Origin of the sequence: Streptomyces sp. NPDC047917, from assembly GCF_043204345.1 — a bacterium.
In the GTDB taxonomy this organism is placed as follows: Bacteria; Actinomycetota; Actinomycetes; order Streptomycetales; family Streptomycetaceae; genus Streptomyces; species Streptomyces sanglieri.
In genome coordinates this window covers 185,560-201,862 of sequence record NZ_JBIDCA010000007.1, presented here as the reverse complement: position 1 = coordinate 201,862, position 16,303 = coordinate 185,560, and the positions used below count along the sequence as shown (strand labels likewise).

The 16,303-nt window shown below is 70.9% G+C and carries 19 protein-coding genes; 11 read left to right on the top strand and 8 right to left on the bottom strand.

Going from position 1 to position 16,303, the window contains the following annotated elements; all coding sequences use genetic code 11:
- Positions 1 to 31: 31 nt before the first annotated feature.
- Both ACGF8B_RS18720 and ACGF8B_RS18715 read right to left on the bottom strand, forming a co-directional pair.
- Entirely contained in the window at positions 32 to 304 is a 273-nt protein-coding gene (locus ACGF8B_RS18720; protein WP_392739634.1) for a DUF4031 domain-containing protein, read from the bottom strand.
- On the bottom strand, positions 301 to 669 hold the full coding sequence (locus ACGF8B_RS18715) for a hypothetical protein (RefSeq protein WP_072487914.1): 369 nt from the start codon (positions 667 to 669) through the stop codon (positions 301 to 303). Before ACGF8B_RS18715 ends, ACGF8B_RS18720 begins: the two co-directional genes overlap by 4 nt.
- A gap of 235 nt (positions 670 to 904) precedes the next feature.
- On the opposite strand from ACGF8B_RS18715, the gene ACGF8B_RS18710 reads away from it, so the two are divergent.
- From ACGF8B_RS18710 to ACGF8B_RS18700, 3 genes are all read left to right on the top strand, one after another.
- Positions 905 to 1,822 (top strand): MurR/RpiR family transcriptional regulator, encoded by a 918-nt coding sequence (locus tag ACGF8B_RS18710; RefSeq protein WP_124717189.1) that lies wholly within the window; start codon positions 905 to 907, stop codon positions 1,820 to 1,822.
- 71 nt (positions 1,823 to 1,893) lie between these two features.
- Positions 1,894 to 2,859, top strand: a complete 966-nt coding sequence (murQ, locus tag ACGF8B_RS18705) for an N-acetylmuramic acid 6-phosphate etherase (protein WP_392739631.1) — start codon at positions 1,894 to 1,896, stop codon at positions 2,857 to 2,859.
- A gap of 48 nt (positions 2,860 to 2,907) precedes the next feature.
- Positions 2,908 to 4,428 (top strand): PTS transporter subunit EIIC, encoded by a 1,521-nt coding sequence (locus ACGF8B_RS18700; RefSeq protein ID WP_392739629.1) that lies wholly within the window; start codon positions 2,908 to 2,910, stop codon positions 4,426 to 4,428.
- Positions 4,429 to 4,493: 65 nt separating this feature from the next.
- On the opposite strand, the gene ACGF8B_RS18695 is transcribed toward ACGF8B_RS18700, so the two are convergent.
- The 3 genes from ACGF8B_RS18695 to ACGF8B_RS18685 all read right to left on the bottom strand — a co-directional run bounded on the left by ACGF8B_RS18695 (position 4,494) and on the right by ACGF8B_RS18685 (position 5,792).
- On the bottom strand, positions 4,494 to 5,099 hold the full coding sequence (locus ACGF8B_RS18695) for a Uma2 family endonuclease (RefSeq protein ID WP_342284324.1): 606 nt from the start codon (positions 5,097 to 5,099) through the stop codon (positions 4,494 to 4,496).
- Between the two features lie 221 nt (positions 5,100 to 5,320).
- Complete coding sequence (locus ACGF8B_RS18690; protein ID WP_266913742.1) at positions 5,321 to 5,554, bottom strand: hypothetical protein; 234 nt, start codon at positions 5,552 to 5,554, stop codon at positions 5,321 to 5,323.
- Positions 5,544 to 5,792 (bottom strand): hypothetical protein, encoded by a 249-nt coding sequence (locus tag ACGF8B_RS18685; RefSeq protein WP_392739626.1) that lies wholly within the window; start codon positions 5,790 to 5,792, stop codon positions 5,544 to 5,546. Before ACGF8B_RS18685 ends, ACGF8B_RS18690 begins: the two co-directional genes overlap by 11 nt.
- Positions 5,793 to 5,906: 114 nt before the next feature.
- Between ACGF8B_RS18685 and ACGF8B_RS18680 the strand changes: the two genes are divergently transcribed.
- Complete coding sequence (locus tag ACGF8B_RS18680) at positions 5,907 to 6,749, top strand: helix-turn-helix transcriptional regulator (protein WP_342284326.1); 843 nt, start codon at positions 5,907 to 5,909, stop codon at positions 6,747 to 6,749.
- Positions 6,730 to 6,939 carry a DUF397 domain-containing protein gene (locus tag ACGF8B_RS18675; RefSeq protein WP_392739624.1) on the top strand — a complete coding sequence of 70 codons (210 nt, stop codon included), beginning with the start codon at positions 6,730 to 6,732 and terminating at the stop codon, positions 6,937 to 6,939. The genes ACGF8B_RS18680 and ACGF8B_RS18675 overlap by 20 nt, the downstream gene beginning before the upstream one ends.
- Before the next feature lie 21 nt (positions 6,940 to 6,960).
- Here the strand turns inward: ACGF8B_RS18675 and ACGF8B_RS18670 are convergent, their stop codons facing one another.
- Positions 6,961 to 7,509, bottom strand: coding sequence for an SMI1/KNR4 family protein (locus tag ACGF8B_RS18670; protein WP_392739622.1), 549 nt, complete (start codon positions 7,507 to 7,509; stop codon positions 6,961 to 6,963).
- Between the two features lie 198 nt (positions 7,510 to 7,707).
- On the opposite strand from ACGF8B_RS18670, the gene ACGF8B_RS18665 reads away from it, so the two are divergent.
- Complete coding sequence (locus ACGF8B_RS18665) at positions 7,708 to 9,321, top strand: adenosine deaminase (RefSeq protein ID WP_392739620.1); 1,614 nt, start codon at positions 7,708 to 7,710, stop codon at positions 9,319 to 9,321.
- Between the two features lie 238 nt (positions 9,322 to 9,559).
- Here the strand turns inward: ACGF8B_RS18665 and ACGF8B_RS18660 are convergent, their stop codons facing one another.
- On the bottom strand, positions 9,560 to 10,216 hold the full coding sequence (locus ACGF8B_RS18660) for a TetR/AcrR family transcriptional regulator (RefSeq protein WP_392739618.1): 657 nt from the start codon (positions 10,214 to 10,216) through the stop codon (positions 9,560 to 9,562).
- A gap of 112 nt (positions 10,217 to 10,328) precedes the next feature.
- Here ACGF8B_RS18660 and ACGF8B_RS18655 point away from each other — a divergent pair, with 112 nt between their 5' ends.
- From ACGF8B_RS18655 to ACGF8B_RS18645, 3 genes are all read left to right on the top strand, one after another.
- Positions 10,329 to 11,519: a cytochrome P450 gene (locus tag ACGF8B_RS18655; protein WP_392739616.1), complete on the top strand. Its 1,191-nt coding sequence runs from the start codon at positions 10,329 to 10,331 to the stop codon at positions 11,517 to 11,519.
- A gap of 5 nt (positions 11,520 to 11,524) precedes the next feature.
- The gene (locus tag ACGF8B_RS18650; RefSeq protein ID WP_392739614.1) at positions 11,525 to 11,743 is read left to right on the top strand and encodes a ferredoxin; all 219 of its coding nucleotides are present in this window, start codon (positions 11,525 to 11,527) and stop codon (positions 11,741 to 11,743) included.
- Positions 11,744 to 11,984: 241 nt separating this feature from the next.
- Positions 11,985 to 12,554 carry a GNAT family N-acetyltransferase gene (locus ACGF8B_RS18645; RefSeq protein WP_392739612.1) on the top strand — a complete coding sequence of 190 codons (570 nt, stop codon included), beginning with the start codon at positions 11,985 to 11,987 and terminating at the stop codon, positions 12,552 to 12,554.
- A gap of 237 nt (positions 12,555 to 12,791) precedes the next feature.
- Here ACGF8B_RS18645 and ACGF8B_RS18640 read toward each other — a convergent pair whose 3' ends face one another.
- A complete protein-coding gene (locus tag ACGF8B_RS18640) occupies positions 12,792 to 13,256 on the bottom strand; it encodes a hypothetical protein (RefSeq protein ID WP_392739611.1) in 465 nt (154 codons plus the stop codon).
- Positions 13,257 to 13,826: 570 nt separating this feature from the next.
- Between ACGF8B_RS18640 and ACGF8B_RS18635 the strand changes: the two genes are divergently transcribed.
- The gene (locus ACGF8B_RS18635; protein WP_392739609.1) at positions 13,827 to 14,660 is read left to right on the top strand and encodes a hypothetical protein; all 834 of its coding nucleotides are present in this window, start codon (positions 13,827 to 13,829) and stop codon (positions 14,658 to 14,660) included.
- A gap of 314 nt (positions 14,661 to 14,974) precedes the next feature.
- Positions 14,975 to 16,216, top strand: a complete 1,242-nt coding sequence (locus ACGF8B_RS18630) for an esterase/lipase family protein (RefSeq protein WP_392739607.1) — start codon at positions 14,975 to 14,977, stop codon at positions 16,214 to 16,216.
- Positions 16,217 to 16,303 lie beyond the last annotated feature (87 nt).

The window sequence follows — 16,303 nt, the reverse complement described above, 5'->3', positions numbered from 1 at the left end:
GCGGTGACGGCCGGGATCCGTCCGGGATTCCTCAGCCCGGTGCGGGCCGCCCCTTGGGCCGTCGCAGCCCCGCTTCCGTGATCCGGCGGACGAGCTCCTTCGAGCCGATCTGCCGGGCCCCGGCCCGCACCGCGTCCTCGTACCGCGCCTCCGGCAGGTCGTAGTGGTCCCGCTCGAAGGCGCGCGGCGGGCAGCCGATGGACGCCGCGAAGGCGTGCAGCTCCTCGAAGGAGACATCGCTGACCAGGTGCGACCAGAGCCGCCCGTGTCCCGGCCACTCGGGCGGGTCGATGTAGAGCGTCACCGCCGCAGTATCCCGCTCAGCGAACCGACCGGCGCCACGGCCACCGCGGCCTTGGTGCACACCCAGTGCGGGTCCGGCCCGAGTTCGGGTTCCACGTCGAGGGCGTGCGGGTCGCCCGCGTCGCAGACCGGGCAGAGCGGCCACCGCCCGTACCGTTCGAGCAGCGCGTCCTGCACGTCCTGGGCGACCAGGCCCACCACGAACGCGGCACCGTCGGGCCACTGCTCGACCCACCAGCGGCGGTGCGTCACCGCGTCCTCGACCAGCGAGACGATCCCGGCCTCCGCGACGTCACCTGCGGCGAGATCTGCCATGACCAGCGCACGGGCCGTGTGCAGCGCCTGTTCCAAGGGATTCATCTCCATGGGCCCATTGTCACCCGGCCCGCGAATGCGCCTCGCGCGCTCACGATCACCGTTTCCGCACTGTCGGAGGTTCCCGTTTCCGCACTGCCGGAGGTTCCCGTTTCCGCACTGCCGGAGGTTTCCGCTGCCGCGCTGCCGGAGGATTCCGCGCTGCCGGAGGCGGCGGCCGCGGACCGGTGAAGAAGGGGACCAAAGGGGGGTTGACGGCCAACCCGGTTGAAAATATCTTTCAAAGGTGACCCATGACCTGAAGGAAAGTTTCAACGCTGACTCCCCGCCCGCCCCGGCGGCCCTCGCGGCCAAGGTCCGTACGCTCGCGCCGTCCATGACCCGTTCCATGCAGCGCGTCGCCGAGGCCGTCGCCGGCGATCCGGCCGGCTGCGCAGCCCTCACGGTCACCGGTCTCGCCGAGCTCACCGGCACCAGCGAGGCGACCGTGGTCCGCACGGCCCGCCTGCTCGGCTACCCCGGCTATCGCGATCTGCGCCTGGCCCTCGCCGGGCTCGCCGCGCACCAGCAGTCCGGCCGGGCCCCTTCCGTCACGGCCGACATAGCGGTCGACGATCCGATCGCCGACGTGGTCGCCAAGCTGGCCTACGACGAGCAGCAGACCCTCGCCGACACCGCCGCCGGGCTCGACACCGTCCAGCTCGGTGCCGCCGTGGCCGCCGCCGCCACCGCCCGCCGCATCGACATCTACGGTGTGGGCGCCTCCTCCCTCGTCGGCCAGGACCTCGCGCAGAAGCTGGCCCGGATCGGCCTGATCTCGCACTCCCACACGGACCCGCACCTCGCGGTGACCAACGCCGTGCAGCTCCGCTCCGGCGATGTGGCCATCGCGATCACGCACTCCGGCTCCACGGTCGACGTGATCGAGCCGCTGCGGGTCGCCTTCGACCGCGGCGCGACGACGATCGCGATCACCGGCCGTCCCGACGGCCCGGTCACGCAGTACGCCGACCACGTACTGACCACGTCCACCGCCCGGGAGAGCGAGCTGCGGCCCGCCGCCATGTCGAGCCGTACGAGCCAGCTCCTCGTCGTCGACTGCCTGTTCATAGGCGTCGCGCAGCGTACGTACGAGACGGCCGCACCGGCCCTCGCCGCCTCCTACGAAGCGCTGGCCCATCGCCACACCCCGCGTCCCCGCTGACCGGCCCGCCGATCCGCGAACCCCCCGCACCCGCTGAACCGCACGAGACCGAGAAAGCAGAGCCGCCCTCCATGACCTCCACCACCGACGCCGACGCCACCGCCCCCGACGGCTACGGCGAGCTGCGCGCCCAGCTCGCGACGCTCACCACCGAGGCGTTCCGGCCCGAGCTCGCCGACATCGACCAGCTCGACACGATCGAGATCGCCCGCATCATGAACGGCGAGGACCAGACCGTCCCGGCAGCCGTGGGCGCCCGGCTGCCCGAGATAGCCGCCGCCATCGACGGCACGGCCGAGCGCATGGCCCGCGGCGGCCGGCTGATCTACGCGGGCGCGGGCACCGCCGGCCGGCTCGGCGTGCTCGACGCCAGCGAGTGCCCGCCCACCTTCAACACCGACCCCTCCGAGGTCATCGGCCTGATCGCGGGCGGCCCGACCGCCATGGTCAAGGCCGTCGAGGGCGCCGAGGACAGCAAGGAGCTGGCCGCCGCCGACCTCGACGCCCTGGAGCTGACGGCCGACGACACCGTGGTCGGCATCTCCGCCTCCGGCCGCACGCCGTACGCGATCGGAGCCGTCGAGCACGCCCGGAGCAAGGGCGCGCTGACCATCGGCCTGTCCTGCAACGCGGACTCCGCGCTGGGCGCAGCGGCGGAGCACGGCATCGAGGTCGTCGTCGGCCCGGAGCTGCTCACCGGCTCCACCCGGCTCAAGGCGGGCACGGCCCAGAAGCTCGTCCTCAACATGCTCTCGACGATCACGATGATCCGGCTCGGCAAGACGTACGGGAATCTGATGGTCGACGTCCGCGCCTCCAACGAGAAGCTGCGCGCCCGCTCCCGCCGGATCGTCTCGCTCGCCACCGGCGCCTCCGACGAGGAGATCGAGGCCGCCCTCGCCGCGACCGACGGCGAGGTGAAGAACGCCATCCTGACCATCCTCGGCCAGGTCGACGGCCCCACCGCCGCCTCCCTCCTGACCGCGTCCGACGGCCACCTCCGCGCCGCCCTCGCCGCCGCCCCCCGCACCACCTGACCCACCGGCTCCACCTCCGCACCCCCGCACAGCAAGGCACCACGCACCATGGCAACAGAAGACAAGAACCGCGCCACCGCCGCCGCGATCCTTCCGCTCGTCGGTGGCGCCGCGAACGTCAGCTCCATCGCCCACTGCATGACCCGGCTCCGGCTGGGCCTGCACGACCGCTCGCTCGTCGACGACGAGGCCCTGAAGGCGGTCCCCGCCGTCATGGGAGTGGTCGACGACGACACGTACCAGATCGTCCTCGGCCCCGGCACCGTCGCCCGGGTCACACCGGAGTTCGAGCAGCTGGTGGAGGAGGGCCGGGCGACGGCCCCCGATCCGGGCGAGGCCGCGCCCTCCGTCTCGGCGGAGGAACTGGCCGCCCAGGGCGCCGCCATGAAGGCGGCCCGGAAGGCGAAGAACGCCACCCCGTTCAAGCTGTTCCTGCGCCGGATCGCGAACATCTTCGTCCCGCTGATCCCGGCGCTCATCGGCTGCGGCATCATCGCCGGCCTCAACGGCCTGCTGGTGAACCTGGGCTGGCTGACCTCGGTCACCCCCGCCCTGGCCGCGATGGCGTCCGGCTTCATGGCGCTGATCGCCGTCTTCGTCGGCTACAACACGGCGAAGGAGTTCGGCGGCACGCCGATCCTGGGCGGTGCGGTCGCCGCGATCATCGTCTTCCCGGGCGTCGCGAACATCGAGGCGTTCGGCCAGAAGCTCTCCCCCGGACAGGGCGGCGTGCTCGGCGCGCTCGGTGCGGCGGTGCTCGCGGTGTACGTGGAGAAGTGGTGCCGCCGCTGGGTGCCCGAGGCACTGGACGTGCTGGTCACCCCGACCCTCACGGTCCTGATCTCCGGCCTGGTGACGATCTTCGGCCTGATGTACGTGGCCGGCGAGGTCTCCACCGCCATCGGTACGTTCGCCGACTGGCTGCTCTCCAACGGCGGCGCGGGCGCGGGCTTCGTGCTCGGCGGTCTCTTCCTGCCCCTGGTGATGCTGGGCCTGCACCAGGCGCTCATCCCGATCCACACCACTCTGATCGAGCAGCAGGGCTACACCGTCCTGCTCCCGATCCTCGCGATGGCGGGCGCCGGCCAGGTCGGCGCGGCCGCGGCGGTCTACTTCCGCCTCCCGCGCAACGAGTCGATCCGCCGCACCATCAAGTCCGCCCTCCCGGCCGGTCTGCTGGGCGTCGGCGAACCGCTGATCTACGGCGTCAGCCTCCCGCTCGGCCGCCCGTTCATCACGGCGTGCGTGGGCGGCGCGTTCGGCGGCGGCTTCATCGGCCTGTTCAACCAGCTCGGTGACAAGGTCGGCTCCACGGCCATCGGCCCGTCCGGCTGGGCCCTGTTCCCCCTGCTCGACGGCAACCACGGCCTGGGCACCACGATCGCGATCTACGCGGGCGGCCTGCTGGTCGGCTACTTCGCCGGGTTCCTCGCGACGTACTTCTTCGGCTTCAGCAAGGACCTGCTGACGGAGTTCAACGTCTCCCAGGAACCCGCCGAGTCCACGGTCGCGGCAACGGGCGGCCCGACGACGCCCGACACCCCCTCGAAGGAACCGGCCGGGGTCTGACCCGGCCCGCGGACATGAGTGAGGGCGGCACCCGGTCGCCGGGTGCCGCCCTCACCCGTGTCCGCTCAGACCGGGAACTCATCCGTGAGGAGCGTCGTACCGAACGGCTCGGGCAGGCTGAGCGGCTTCCCGAACGGCACCGGGTCGGAGTGCTTGTACGTCCCGTCCTCATTGGGCTCCGTGAACAGCGTGGCCATCGCCCCGCGCGTGTCGAACCGGTCGATCAGCAAATACATCGGCACGCCCGCGCGGGCATAGGCGCGGTACTTCTTCGTCCGGTCGTCCCGGGCATTGCCCTTCGAGGTGACCTCGACGATGAGCAGCGCGTCCGCCGCGTCCATCGGGTCGTTGACTTCCGGATCGGCGGCGTCGATGAGATCCGAGGGCATGACCACCAGATCCGGCACGTAGAGCCTGTCGAGCGGGGCCACGTGAACACCGAGGGTCTGGTAGATCTCCAGCTCGTCGGGCAGATTCCGGTAAAGCCTGCGCTGCACTTTGGCGGCGATGCCGTTGTGATGCGCATGAGGCGGAGGTACCAAGACGATCTGCCCTTCGTCGATCTCGGCGCGCCACCCCTCGGGCACGTCCAGTTCACGCCACGTCTGCAGCAGGTAATCCCACGGGCGGCCCTCAGAGGTCCGGTCGTTCTCGACCATCGCGGCAGTCATCGCGAGTCCCTTCTCCTGTGGCCTGTCAGAGGAGCGTAGATCGACGGTTCCGCGGCAGTCCGCCGCTCCCACCAGCGTCCCACGATCGTGTGAGAAAGGCAGCGACCCACCGCCGACGGCCGGCCTCGTCGCCCCGATCGAAGGGCGGCACCCGGCCCGGGTGTCGCCCTTCCCTGTATCCATATATCCATCGCCGGATCACACCCGGCGCAGCGACGCCTTCACGGCAGCCTCCCCTCCCTGTTGACCTCCCGGACCCGGGCCCGCAACACCTCCCCCAGCGGTGCCGGGCGCACCGACTCCGGCGGGCAGTCCCACTCCGCCCCACCACCCGGCGCCCGCAGCTGTACGTACGGCCCGACGCGCCCCATCACACGACCCACCCGCCCATCTCTCGTGTCCACCGCGAACGAACCCGGCTCCGGCCCGCACGATTCACGCCCTTCACCGTTCATGGCCGGCCAGCCCCTGTGCCTCCAGCACCACGCTCAGCCGCAGCGCCGTGTCGAGATTGCACCGGCCGAGGTCGACCAGCGGCGGCGCCGGGTCGCTCCCGGCACACGACACCGGGTCGATCCGCAGCGACGGCATCGTGATCCCGACACCCGAGAACCCCTCCTTCAACCGCGTCACCGCGTCCTCCGCTGCCCGCACTCTGCCCTCCACCGTCACGCGCCGTTCCTTGATCGTCATGATCCATTCCTTTCCACGCTGAGTAATGACAATGCATACCCAGCGTGTCCAACGCGTCGCTAACCTGGAAGAGGCGCAGAACCAACAACCGCACATGTGTCACAGGGAGTTGTCATGCCGGGGCCCAAGAAACTCGACCCGTCCTCCTCGCCACGCGCCCTGCTCGGCGCGGAACTCCGCCATCGAAGGGAGGGCGCGGGCCTCTCGCAGGACGAGCTGGGCCAGCCGCTCTTCGTGAGCGGATCGTTCATCGGACAACTGGAGTCCGGTACACGCCGGATGCAGTTGGACCAGGCCCAGAAGCTGGACGAGGTCCTGAAGGCGGACGGGTTCTTCGTCCGCAACTGCGCCGCCCTGAAGAAATCGAAGTACCCGGACCACTTCGCGGAGGCGGCCGACGCGGAGGCTCTCGCGGAGACCATCAGGGAATACGCGCCGCAGCTGATCCCAGGGCTGTTGCAGACAGAGATGTACGCCCGCGCAGTGATCCGTGCCTACCAACCGACGGCTCCGGAGGACGTCATCGACGACCTGGTCGTGGCACGGCTGGAGCGGGCGCGGGTTCTCGCCGACCCAACAACACCCATGTTCTGGGCGGTTCTCGACGAGACGGTGCTACGCCGAGTGGTCGGCGGCCCGGCGGTGATGGCAGAGGCGCTCCGCCACATCCTGAAGCTGGCTCGCGAACACCGGATCATCGTGCAGGTGCTGCCGTTCAACGCGGGTGCCCACATGGCCATGGAAGGCCAGCTCAAGCTGATGTCCTTCCGGGACGCGCCGCCACTCGCGTACCTCCAGAGCCTCGGTTCAGGGACGTTGCACGACGATCCGGCGACCGTCAGACACTACGAACTGACCTACGATCTGGTGGTGGCCAGCGCATTGTCACCCCAGGCTTCCCTGGCCCTGATCGAGTCGGTGGCGGAGGATTACGCTCATGAAGATCAGCAGTTCTGACTACGACCTTTCCGCCGCGACTTGGCACAAGTCCTCCTACAGCGGGGGCAGCGGCGGCGACTGCCTCGAAGTCGCCGCCGGTCACCCCGGCATCGTCCCCGTCCGCGACTCCAAGGTGTCCGACGGCCCCACACTCACCTTCCGGGCCACCGCCTGGACGTCGTTCGTCGCGGACCTCAAGAACGCGTAGGGCGTCCAACAACCGGTTTCGCTACCAGGGTTTGCCGTCGGCCCAGTGCTTCACCCAGGCGGCGAAACCGGGTCCGTCCCCGGAGGATCCGTCCCCGGAGGATCCTTCCCCGGAGAAGGGGTAGGCCCCCTCGCCGCTGATCCACCAGACGTGCCCGCGCTGCGGGCCGGTGACGATCAGGTGCCAGTACATGCCGCACCCATCGGTGCCGAGCACGATCGAGCCATGGTCGAAGACGGAACTCGGAACGCCTTCGTCCGGGTCCAGATCCTCGTCCGCGTCCCAGATCCACTTCTCGGTGAGGGGGAACGGCAGGGCGAGCTGCCGTTCGGCGCGGCCGGCGCCCCAGTCGCGGGGCAGTTCGGCAAGCGGTATGAGACCGAAGTCCGGCGGCCCCTGCTCGCAGCCGTCGGATATCTCCGCCACGCACGTGCGGTACGGCTCCGGCAGCACGATGCCGTGGCGGGCCTCGAAGGCGCTCACCGCTTCCTGGCCGAGTGGGGCGGCCCCGGTCCCGAACGTACTGCGGAGCAGGGCCAGCTCCGCCGGATCGGCCTGATCAATGTTCATGGCAGAACAGATATCACCCAGCGCCGACAACGCCTGGGCGGGCGATCCTGCCGAGCGTCGGGCCGGACGTTCCCTCCGGCATTCGCCTCCCCCGAGTCAGGTACTTGCCTCCCGCCCTTCCACCCGATCGTGTAGACGTTTCAGGCCATATATGCGATTTGGGTGAGGAGCGGCCCCGCCGGACGCAATCATTCGGCGGTGATCTCAACATTCCGGACGGCCAACCGTCCCAAGTCACTGCGCGCGGCCGGGTTCGGCGCGCTCGCCGTACTGACCCTGCTTCCGGCGATCCCGGCCGCCGCCGCCTCCACCGCGACGGAGCCGTCGCCGCGGCCCGCGGCGCAGGCGCTGCACCGCCCCACGACCCCGGCCGAGGCCAGGACCTCCGCACGCCTCGCCTCGTTGCAGAACCGGCCGGCGCGGCTGAAGGCATTCTTCAAGGCCCTGCCCAAGGGGGGTGACCTGCACAACCACCTGTCGGGTGCGGTCACCACCGAGTACCTGATCCAGCTCGCGATCGAGGACGGGCTGTGCATCGACGCGACGGACACCGCCGTGGCGCCGCCGTGCGGGCCGGGCAAGAGGCCGGCGGCCGACGCGAAGCACGACGCCGCGTTCCGGCAGCGGATCATCCGGGCCTGGTCCATGCAGGACTTCCCGGCCGACCAGTCCGGGCACGACCACTTCTTCGACACGTTCGGCAAGTTCGGCATGGCCACCTGGTACACCCGCGGCAAGATGCTCGCGAACGTGGCCAACACCGTGGTCGAGCAGAACCAGTTCTACCTGGAGACCCTGGTCACCCCCGCGTCCGACGCCAGCAAGGCGCTCGCCGAGAAGGTGGGCTACGACGCCGACCTGGCCGCCCTGCACCGCAAGCTCGTGGCCGGTGGCCAGCTCGACCGGGTGGTGGACGAGGCGGTCAAGGAGGCCGACGACACCGACGTACAGTTCCGCAAGGCCGCGCACTGCGACACGCGCCACCCCGACCCGGGCTGCAAGCTCCCCGTCAGGTGGATCTCCCAGGTGTCCCGGGGCAGCTCACCGGCACGGGTGTTCACTCAGATGGCGGTCGGCATGCGGCTGGCCGAGCGCGACCCGAGGTTCCTCGCGGTCAACCTCGTGCAGCCGGAGGACGGCGAGAGCGCACTGGCCGACTACAGCCTCCAGATGCGGATGCTGAAGTACCTGCGCGGCCAGTACCCGGACTCCCACCTCACCCTGCACGCCGGTGAGCTGGCCCCCGGCCTGGTCAAGCCCAAGGACCTGACCTTCCACATCCGCGAGGCCGTCCTCGTCGCCGGCGCCGAGCGCATCGGTCACGGTGTGGACCTGGTCCACGAGAACGACTGGCGGCAGCTGGCCCGCACGATGGCGCGGCGCAACGTGGCCGTCGAGGTGCCGTTCTCCAGCAACAAGCAGATCCTCGGCATCGCGGGCGCCGACCACCCGTTCAACGCCTACCGCCGCTACGGCGTCCCGATCGTGCTGGCCACCGACGACCCGGGCGTCTCCCGGATCGACATCAGCCACGAGTACCAGTACGCGGCCAAGACGTACGGGCTCGGCTACACCGAGCTGAAGGACCTGGCCCGCGCCTCGCTGGACTACGCCTTCCGCGAGGGCCGCAGCCTGTGGGCGACCGGCTCCGCCCGGTCCGGCTACCGACCGGTCTCCGCCTGCCGGGGCAACCAGCCCGGCACCGACCACCCGAGCACGCGCTGCGCCCGCTACCTCGCCGACAACCCGAAGGCGGCAACCGAGTGGCGCCAGGAGGCGGCCTTCGCCGTCTTCGAGCGCAACAACCGCTGACCCGAACGCCTCGGTCCGCGTACGGGCTTGAGCCCCGGGCCGGGCGATGACCCGAGCCCCCGACCACGTAGAGGGCTTGAGCCCCGGACCGGGCACGAAGCCCGAACCCCGGGCCGGTACGAAGCCCGAACTCCGGGCCGGGTACGAAGCCCGAGCCCCGGACCAGCGCACGGAACTTGAGCCCCGGACCACGCACGGGGCTCAAGTCCCGGGCCCGGCCGCACTCTTCGTACGGGCGCTACTCGCCGCCCTCGCCCGAAGTCGGGGCCGAATCCGGCCCCGATTCCGGCCCCGGCTTCGGCTCGGACCCCGGCCCCGGCTCCGTCCACAGACGGCCGAGCGTCCCGAGCACCAGCCGGCACACGTCGTCCGGATCGGCCCCGGCCAGGGGCTCCCGGGCGACGACCGTCCGCATCAGGCCGATTCCCAGCAGCCAGGCCATGGCGAGATCCGCGCGCAGCTCACCGTCCGGGGCTCCGGACAGCCCGGCCAGCGCGCTCTGGTACGCCTCGCCCAGTTCCCGCAAGGTTCCGGCCGCCTCGTCGCCCCGTCCGACCGACCGCAGATAGACCTCCAGGGAGCGGTCCTCCGGGCCCTCCGTGCTCCGGGTCAGCATCGAGCGCAGCGCGGTCTCGAACAGTTCCTCCGGCGGCGTCGCCCGCAGCTGCTCCAGCCCGCCGAGCGCGACGACCTCCGTGAGCAGCCCCCTTTTCGAGCCGAAGTACCTGAACAGCAGCGCCTGGTTGACGCCGGCACGCGCCGCTATCTCCCGGACCGTCGCCCCCTCGTAACCCCGCTCCGCGAACAGGTCCCGGGCCGCCTCCAGCAAGCGGCGACGGGTGGCCGCAGCATCCCTGCGGCGCTCTTCGGGCGGCGGGGCGGAAGCGGTCTCCATGGCGGCATTCCTCTCGAACGGCCCGTCAGGATAACGGCCGTAAAGCGTCGTTGACTGCTCACAAGAGCCGCTCCTACCGTTGTAAGCAGCTGCTTACATCCGGGAGGCCGCAGTGACCACAGCAGATGTCGCACCCCTCGCCTACCCCTTCAACACCCCCGACGGGCTCCAGTTGGCCGAGGCCTACGAGCACGTGCGTGAACGGTCGGGGCTCTTACAGGTCCAGCTGCCGTACGGCGAACCGGCCTGGCTCGTCACCCGTTACGCCGACGCCCGGCTCGTCCTGGGCGACCAGCGCTTCAGCCGGGCCGCCGCCGCCTCGCACGACGAGCCCCGGCAGTCCGAGGGGCAGCGCGACGGGGGCATCCTCGGCATGGACCCGCCGGACCACACCCGGCTGCGCTCGCTGGTCGCCAAGGCGTTCACCGTCCGCCAGGTCGAGAAGCTGCGCCCCCAGGTCCGGGAGCTGACCGCCGCCCTCCTCGACGAGATGGAGGCCGCGGGGCCGCCCGCCGATCTGGTCGACCTGTTCGCACTGCCGCTGCCGGTCGCCGTGATCTGCCGGATGCTGGGCGTACCCACCGAGGACCGGCCGCGCTTCCGGGTCTGGAGCGACGACGCGCTGTCGACCAGCTCCCTGACCGCCGAGGAGTTCGACGCGAGCCGCGAGGAACTGCGCGCCTACATGGCCGGGTTGATCGACCAGCACCGCCGCGCACCGCAGGACGACCTGATGACGGCACTCATCGAGGCCCGGGACGGCGGCGACCGGCTCTCCGAGCTCGAACTGATCGATCTGTGCGTGGGCATCCTGGTCGCGGGCCACGAGACGACCGCCTCGCAGATCCCCAACTTCGTCCTCACCCTGCTCGACCACCCGGACCAGCTCGCCAGGCTCCGGGCCGAGCCGGAGCTCGTCCCGAACGCGGTGGAGGAGCTGCTGCGCTTCGTTCCCCTGGGCAGCGGCGCCGGTCAACCCCGGTACGCCACCGAGGACATCGAGGTCGGCGGGACGCTGGTCCGGGCCGGCAGCCCGGTCCTGGTCGCCGTCGGCGCCGCCAACCGTGACGCGCTGCGGTTCTCCGCCCCGGGCGTCCTCGACATCGCCCGCGAGGGCAACCAGCACCTCGGATTCGGCCACGGCGTCCACCACTGCCTGGGTGCTCCGCTGGCCCGGCTGGAGCTCCAGGAGGCGATGGCCGCCCTCATCACGCGCTTCCCGGACCTGCGGTCGGCCGGTGACGTGACCTGGAAGTCCGAGATGCTGGTACGCGGCCCGCGCGTGATGCCGGTGGAGTGGTGACCGCCATGAACTGGAACGTACGCGTCGACCACGGGCTCTGCCAGGGCTCGGGCATGTGCGCCGGGACCGTGCCCGAGGTGTTCGCCCTGGACGGCGAGCACGCCCGCGCCCGGTCCGAGGGCATCGAGCCCGACGAGCGGATCCTGGACGCCGCCGACATCTGCCCGGCCCTGGCGATCACCGTCCACGACGGCAACACCGTCATCGGCCCCCGCCGCGACTGACCGGACCGGCCGGACCCGGAGCTCAGGCCCCGGGCCCGGTCGCGGTCGCGGGATGTGCGGCCGGCCAGGAGCGTGGGTCAGTGGACAACTCGTGGAATGCAGCGCCTCGTACTCCTGGAATGCCGCGCCTCGTGGTGAAGTGCGCTGCCGAGCGCTGCTCTTGAAAAGGCGTGGCTGCCGGGCAGTCGCGATGCGAAAATCAGTCCGCAACTTGATCCGCATCCGCGTCCCGGAGGTCCGCATGGACGTCGCCTCTCTGCTGCCGTTGACCACGGCCCGGTTGTCGCTGCGGCTGTTCACCCCCGGCGACGCCGACGACCTGTACGCCTACCAGAGCCTGCCGGGCGTGGCGCGCTACTTGTACCGGCCGGCGCACACGCGTGAGCGCAGCGAGCAGGTTGCCGCCGAGCGCGCGGCGCAGACGGCCTGGCGCGCCGACGGGGACAAGCTGGCGCTCGCTGTCTGCCGACGCGATGAGCCCAGGGTCCTTGGCGAGGTGAGCCTCGCCCTGGCCGATGCCCGCGCCGCCCAGGCCGAGATCGGCTGGACCGTCGACCCGGTTCACCAGGGGCACGGTTACGCGACCGAGGCGGCCGCGGCGCTGGCCGGGTTTGCCTTCGACACGCTCGGCGTGCACCGGCTCTACGCACGGCTGGATGTGGAGAACACCGGGTCCGTGCGGGTCTGCGAGCGCCTCGGGATGCGCCGGGAGGCGCACCTGGTCGAGAACGACCTCGACGGGGATCGCTGGGGCAGCGAGTACATCTACGCGGCGCTGTCCGCGGATCTCGGCAGTCGATCGGGCGACTGAGCCCGACGCCGCCTCCTGTCCGTGATCCTCCCTATGGAGCCGGCGCCCCCGGACCGCCGGAGATCCGGCCACCAAGCCTCGACGGCCTGCTCGTCACCGGCCCACGCTCCCGGGGCCTCTCGTTTGGATCAGGCACCCGGGCTCGCGTGCCCGGGTGCCTGATCCGGCCTGGTCCGGCCTGATCCGGCCTGATCCGGCTTGGCCCGGCCCGGCCCGGCCTGGCCCAGACGAACGCCCCTAGCCGAGCCGCTGCAGGATCCACTGGGGGCGGGCCTCGGGGAGCAGGACCGCACGGCCGTCCCGCGTGGACAGGTAGCCGTACTCGCCCCGGTTCAGGGCGATGACGACGGGCTCGCCGTCGCCCGTGTCCTGGATCGCCCACTGGTCGGGCTGGCTGCCGCACGGGGCCACCCACACCGCGGGCGGGTAGATCCGGACCGGCGAGAGCGCCAGGCAGCGGCCCTCGCCCCGGGCCTCGACGATCCGGGCCAGGCCGTTGCCCTGGTTGTGGATCTCCCACACGGTGCCGGGGTTGCACGGCTCGACGTGACCCCCGAGCGGGCCGTCGCCGCCCGCGAGACACGCGCCGCCGTTCACGTCACGGATGAGGTAGGAGCCGTCGTCGGCGGCCTGGGCGGGGGTGGCGAGCGCCAGGGTCGCGACGGCGGACACGGCGAGGGAAAGGATCGAACGGATACGCACGGGACTCCTCCGAGAGGTGCGGGAGACAGGAGAGAGGAACGGGAAGGCGGGCCGACGGCCCGCAGCGTCAAGATCACAACCACTCGCGTCCGATCGCACGGCCCCTGGCCCCGCGGCCCGTTTCTCCACCTCAACAGCAGGGGGCGCGCACACATCACGGCCAGCGCACTCCCACCATTCGCACGCCCCCGGCGGGGTACGGCTCTCCTGCGGAGCGCCCTGGGTCGCCCCCGGATCGCCCCCGGTCCTCCCCGGGGCTCAAGCCGCGAAGTCCGAGCGCTCTTTTCAAGGATGGGGAGGTGGGACACCTTCCACCCACCCCACCCGAGCAGCGAGTTGACCTTTTGTGACCGACTTGCCACCGACCGTGGTGACGCTCTAGCGTGCCGAATACGGAGCAATGCTCCACGACGCAGGACGGCCCCTGCCGGTGCTACCAACACCAGAACAGGGGCCTGACCACTTCGACCGCTTCGAAGGAGCGATCTGATGGCTGTCAGTCAGCTTAGTGCTACCCCGTGCCCGCCGCATGTATCGCTGCCCGCACCCCCGCCCGCACCCCCGCACCCGATGGCCAATCCGGGGTACGGCAAGCGTTCCGCACCGGGTGAACATCCGTCGGCCGACCGCGAGTTCGGACACCTGCCGCCGCGCGAGGCGTCCATCGCCGCGTACATCGACCGGCTGCCCGAAGGCGCCGACATCTCCGTGAAGACGCTGGCCAAACACCTCCCGTACGGGCAGTGCGCACTACGCACCGCCCTCAACAGGCTCCAGGACGCCGGGCATCTGCGGCGCGGCAGCGAGTGCGTCGCCAACGACGAGGTGCTGCTCTGGGTGACCCGGACGTTCTTCTCCCGGACCGCGCGGGACAACGAGTGGTGGGCGGCGTTCACCCGGGGCGACGTACCACCCGAGCGGCCCCGACGGCCCACCCGGTCCCGGGCGTTCACGCTCCTCGCCGCGCTCGGACGCACCGCCCCCTCGCTCACCCTGTCGGCGGCCGACTGCACCTCGTTGGAACCGCAGGTCGACGCCTGGTTCGAGCGCGGCGCCTCGGAACCGGAACTGCTGCACGCCCTCACCGACGGGCTCCCCACCCCCGTCCACCACGCGGCGGCCCTCGTCCGCAGGCGGCTCACCGACAAGATGCCACCCGAACGAGTCACTCCGACGCAACGGCGAACGGTGTTGCGCACCCTCGAATGCAGCGAGTGCCGCACACCGGGCAGCGCGGAGGCCCTGATCGGCGGCAGGTGCAGGCCGTGCCGGGGCGAAGAGATCGCCGCGCCGACCGGACCCGGCGGAGCCGTGCCGGCGGACGGCGTGCACAGCCGGATGAACGACGTACGGGCCGGACTGGCCCGACGAACCGTGCGGACGAACCGCCCGGCGAAGTCGTAGAACCGGACCGCACGATCAAACCGTAGAGCCGGACCGTCCGGCCAAGTCGCAGAACCGGGCCGCACGATCAGACCGCAGGATCCGGCCACGCAGCCAAGCCGCAGGACCGGACCGCACGACCACACCCGTTGGACCGGACCGCACGACCACACCCGCAGGACCGGACCGTCCGGCCAAGTCGCGGGACCAGGACGCCCGGTGTCCGAAACCGGCTCCCACCTGGGGGTGGTTTGATCCCCATTCCCTACCGGTCGACTACTCCGCGTGTTCCTCTTGGCACCGGCTGTTACGAACCACCCAAAGGGGAACGAACCATGTCCGAACCCACCCACGAGCAGATCGTCTCCGGGCTCCGCGACCGGCCCGCCATCGCGCTGGCCCCCGGCCCGCGCCTGGACGCCGAGCGGCCCGGTTCCCTCCCGTTGCGGCCCAGCGAGGTGTGGGATCTGCCGGGCGGTACCGCCTGGGTCTACTACGGCGAGGGGAACACCGCTCTCGTGCGGCCGGTCGTCTTCGCCGACGGCTTCAGCACGGGGCCGAGCGAGCTGGAATTCTCCTGGCAGATCATGGAGTTCGGCGACTACGCGCTCATCAGCGAGCTGCGCCGACGCGGCCACGATGTCGTCCTCCTCGGTTTCGACGAGCGCAGTGCGTCGATTCTGGACAACTCCCGTACGGCGCAGGCCGCGATCATGCGGGCCATCGAGGAGCAGCGGGGCGACACACCGCTGGCGGTCGGCGGGTTCAGCATGGGCGGGCTCGTCACCCGGCACGCGCTGGCCAAGCTGGAGCAGAACGGCGTGGACCACCGGACGGCTCTGTACTTCTCCTACGACAGCCCGCACCGGGGCGCCTGGATCCCGATCGCGCTCCAGGCGTTCGCGCACTACATCAAGGATCTCGACAGCCGGTTCTCGGACCAGATCAACAGCCCGGCCGCCCGCCAGTTGCTGTGGCGCCACATCGAGAAGTGGGACAGCACCCCCGACCAGAGCGACGAGCGCGGCGCGTTCCTGGCAGAGATGCAGGCGGTCGGCGAATGGCCGCGCCGGCCCCGGTTGATCGGTGTCGCCAACGGCAGGGGCGACGGCGAGGGCACCGACGTACGGGTGGGCGAACTGGCGCTGGAGGGCAAGGGTCTGTCGGTCATCGGCACCAAGCTCTACACGCAGGCGCCGGGTCCGGACGAGCTGGTCGCCAAGCTGCGGGTGGTGACGCTGAAGACCAACGAGGTCCGTACGAAAGGGCTTCCGTCGATCGATGGCGCCCCCGGCGGCTCACTGGAGGGCTTCGGCATCCTCGCCGACGGGCTCAACGCCCTCAACGCGATCCTCGGCTTCAAGACCGATGTGCGCATCCGGTCGCACTGCTTCGTGCCGTCCGTCAGCGCGGTCGACGTCGCCGACCCGGACACGGACGAGAACCTGTACAAGGACATCTCCTCGCTGCCGGAAGGCACCGGCGGTCTGGACGAGTTCAAGTTCGCCTCCCGGAACGAGGGACACAGCCTGGTGACCGAGGAACTCTGCACCTGGCTGCTCGACCGCCTGCCGTAGCACGGGCATCGCCCCACCCCTGCCCAGCCTTCCCGGCTCCCTCCCCCCTTGTCCCTTTGCCTCCCTTGCCCCTGCTCCCCGTCTCAT

Excerpts from the sequence above, each read along its gene's own strand:
- ACGF8B_RS18715 (WP_072487914.1), bottom strand. The coding sequence starts at position 669 with ATGGAGATGAATCCCTTGGAACAGGCGCTGCACACGGCCCGTGCGCTG.
- murQ (WP_392739631.1), top strand. The coding sequence starts at position 1,894 with ATGACCTCCACCACCGACGCCGACGCCACCGCCCCCGACGGCTACGGC.
- ACGF8B_RS18700 (WP_392739629.1), top strand. The coding sequence starts at position 2,908 with ATGGCAACAGAAGACAAGAACCGCGCCACCGCCGCCGCGATCCTTCCG.
- ACGF8B_RS18695 (WP_342284324.1), bottom strand. The coding sequence starts at position 5,099 with ATGACTGCCGCGATGGTCGAGAACGACCGGACCTCTGAGGGCCGCCCG.
- ACGF8B_RS18690 (WP_266913742.1), bottom strand. The coding sequence starts at position 5,554 with ATGAACGGTGAAGGGCGTGAATCGTGCGGGCCGGAGCCGGGTTCGTTC.
- ACGF8B_RS18685 (WP_392739626.1), bottom strand. The coding sequence starts at position 5,792 with ATGACGATCAAGGAACGGCGCGTGACGGTGGAGGGCAGAGTGCGGGCA.
- ACGF8B_RS18680 (WP_342284326.1), top strand. The coding sequence starts at position 5,907 with ATGCCGGGGCCCAAGAAACTCGACCCGTCCTCCTCGCCACGCGCCCTG.
- ACGF8B_RS18675 (WP_392739624.1), top strand. The coding sequence starts at position 6,730 with ATGAAGATCAGCAGTTCTGACTACGACCTTTCCGCCGCGACTTGGCAC.
- ACGF8B_RS18670 (WP_392739622.1), bottom strand. The coding sequence starts at position 7,509 with ATGAACATTGATCAGGCCGATCCGGCGGAGCTGGCCCTGCTCCGCAGT.
- ACGF8B_RS18660 (WP_392739618.1), bottom strand. The coding sequence starts at position 10,216 with ATGGAGACCGCTTCCGCCCCGCCGCCCGAAGAGCGCCGCAGGGATGCT.
- ACGF8B_RS18650 (WP_392739614.1), top strand. The coding sequence starts at position 11,525 with ATGAACTGGAACGTACGCGTCGACCACGGGCTCTGCCAGGGCTCGGGC.
- ACGF8B_RS18645 (WP_392739612.1), top strand. The coding sequence starts at position 11,985 with ATGGACGTCGCCTCTCTGCTGCCGTTGACCACGGCCCGGTTGTCGCTG.
- ACGF8B_RS18635 (WP_392739609.1), top strand. The coding sequence starts at position 13,827 with ATGGCCAATCCGGGGTACGGCAAGCGTTCCGCACCGGGTGAACATCCG.
- ACGF8B_RS18630 (WP_392739607.1), top strand. The coding sequence starts at position 14,975 with ATGTCCGAACCCACCCACGAGCAGATCGTCTCCGGGCTCCGCGACCGG.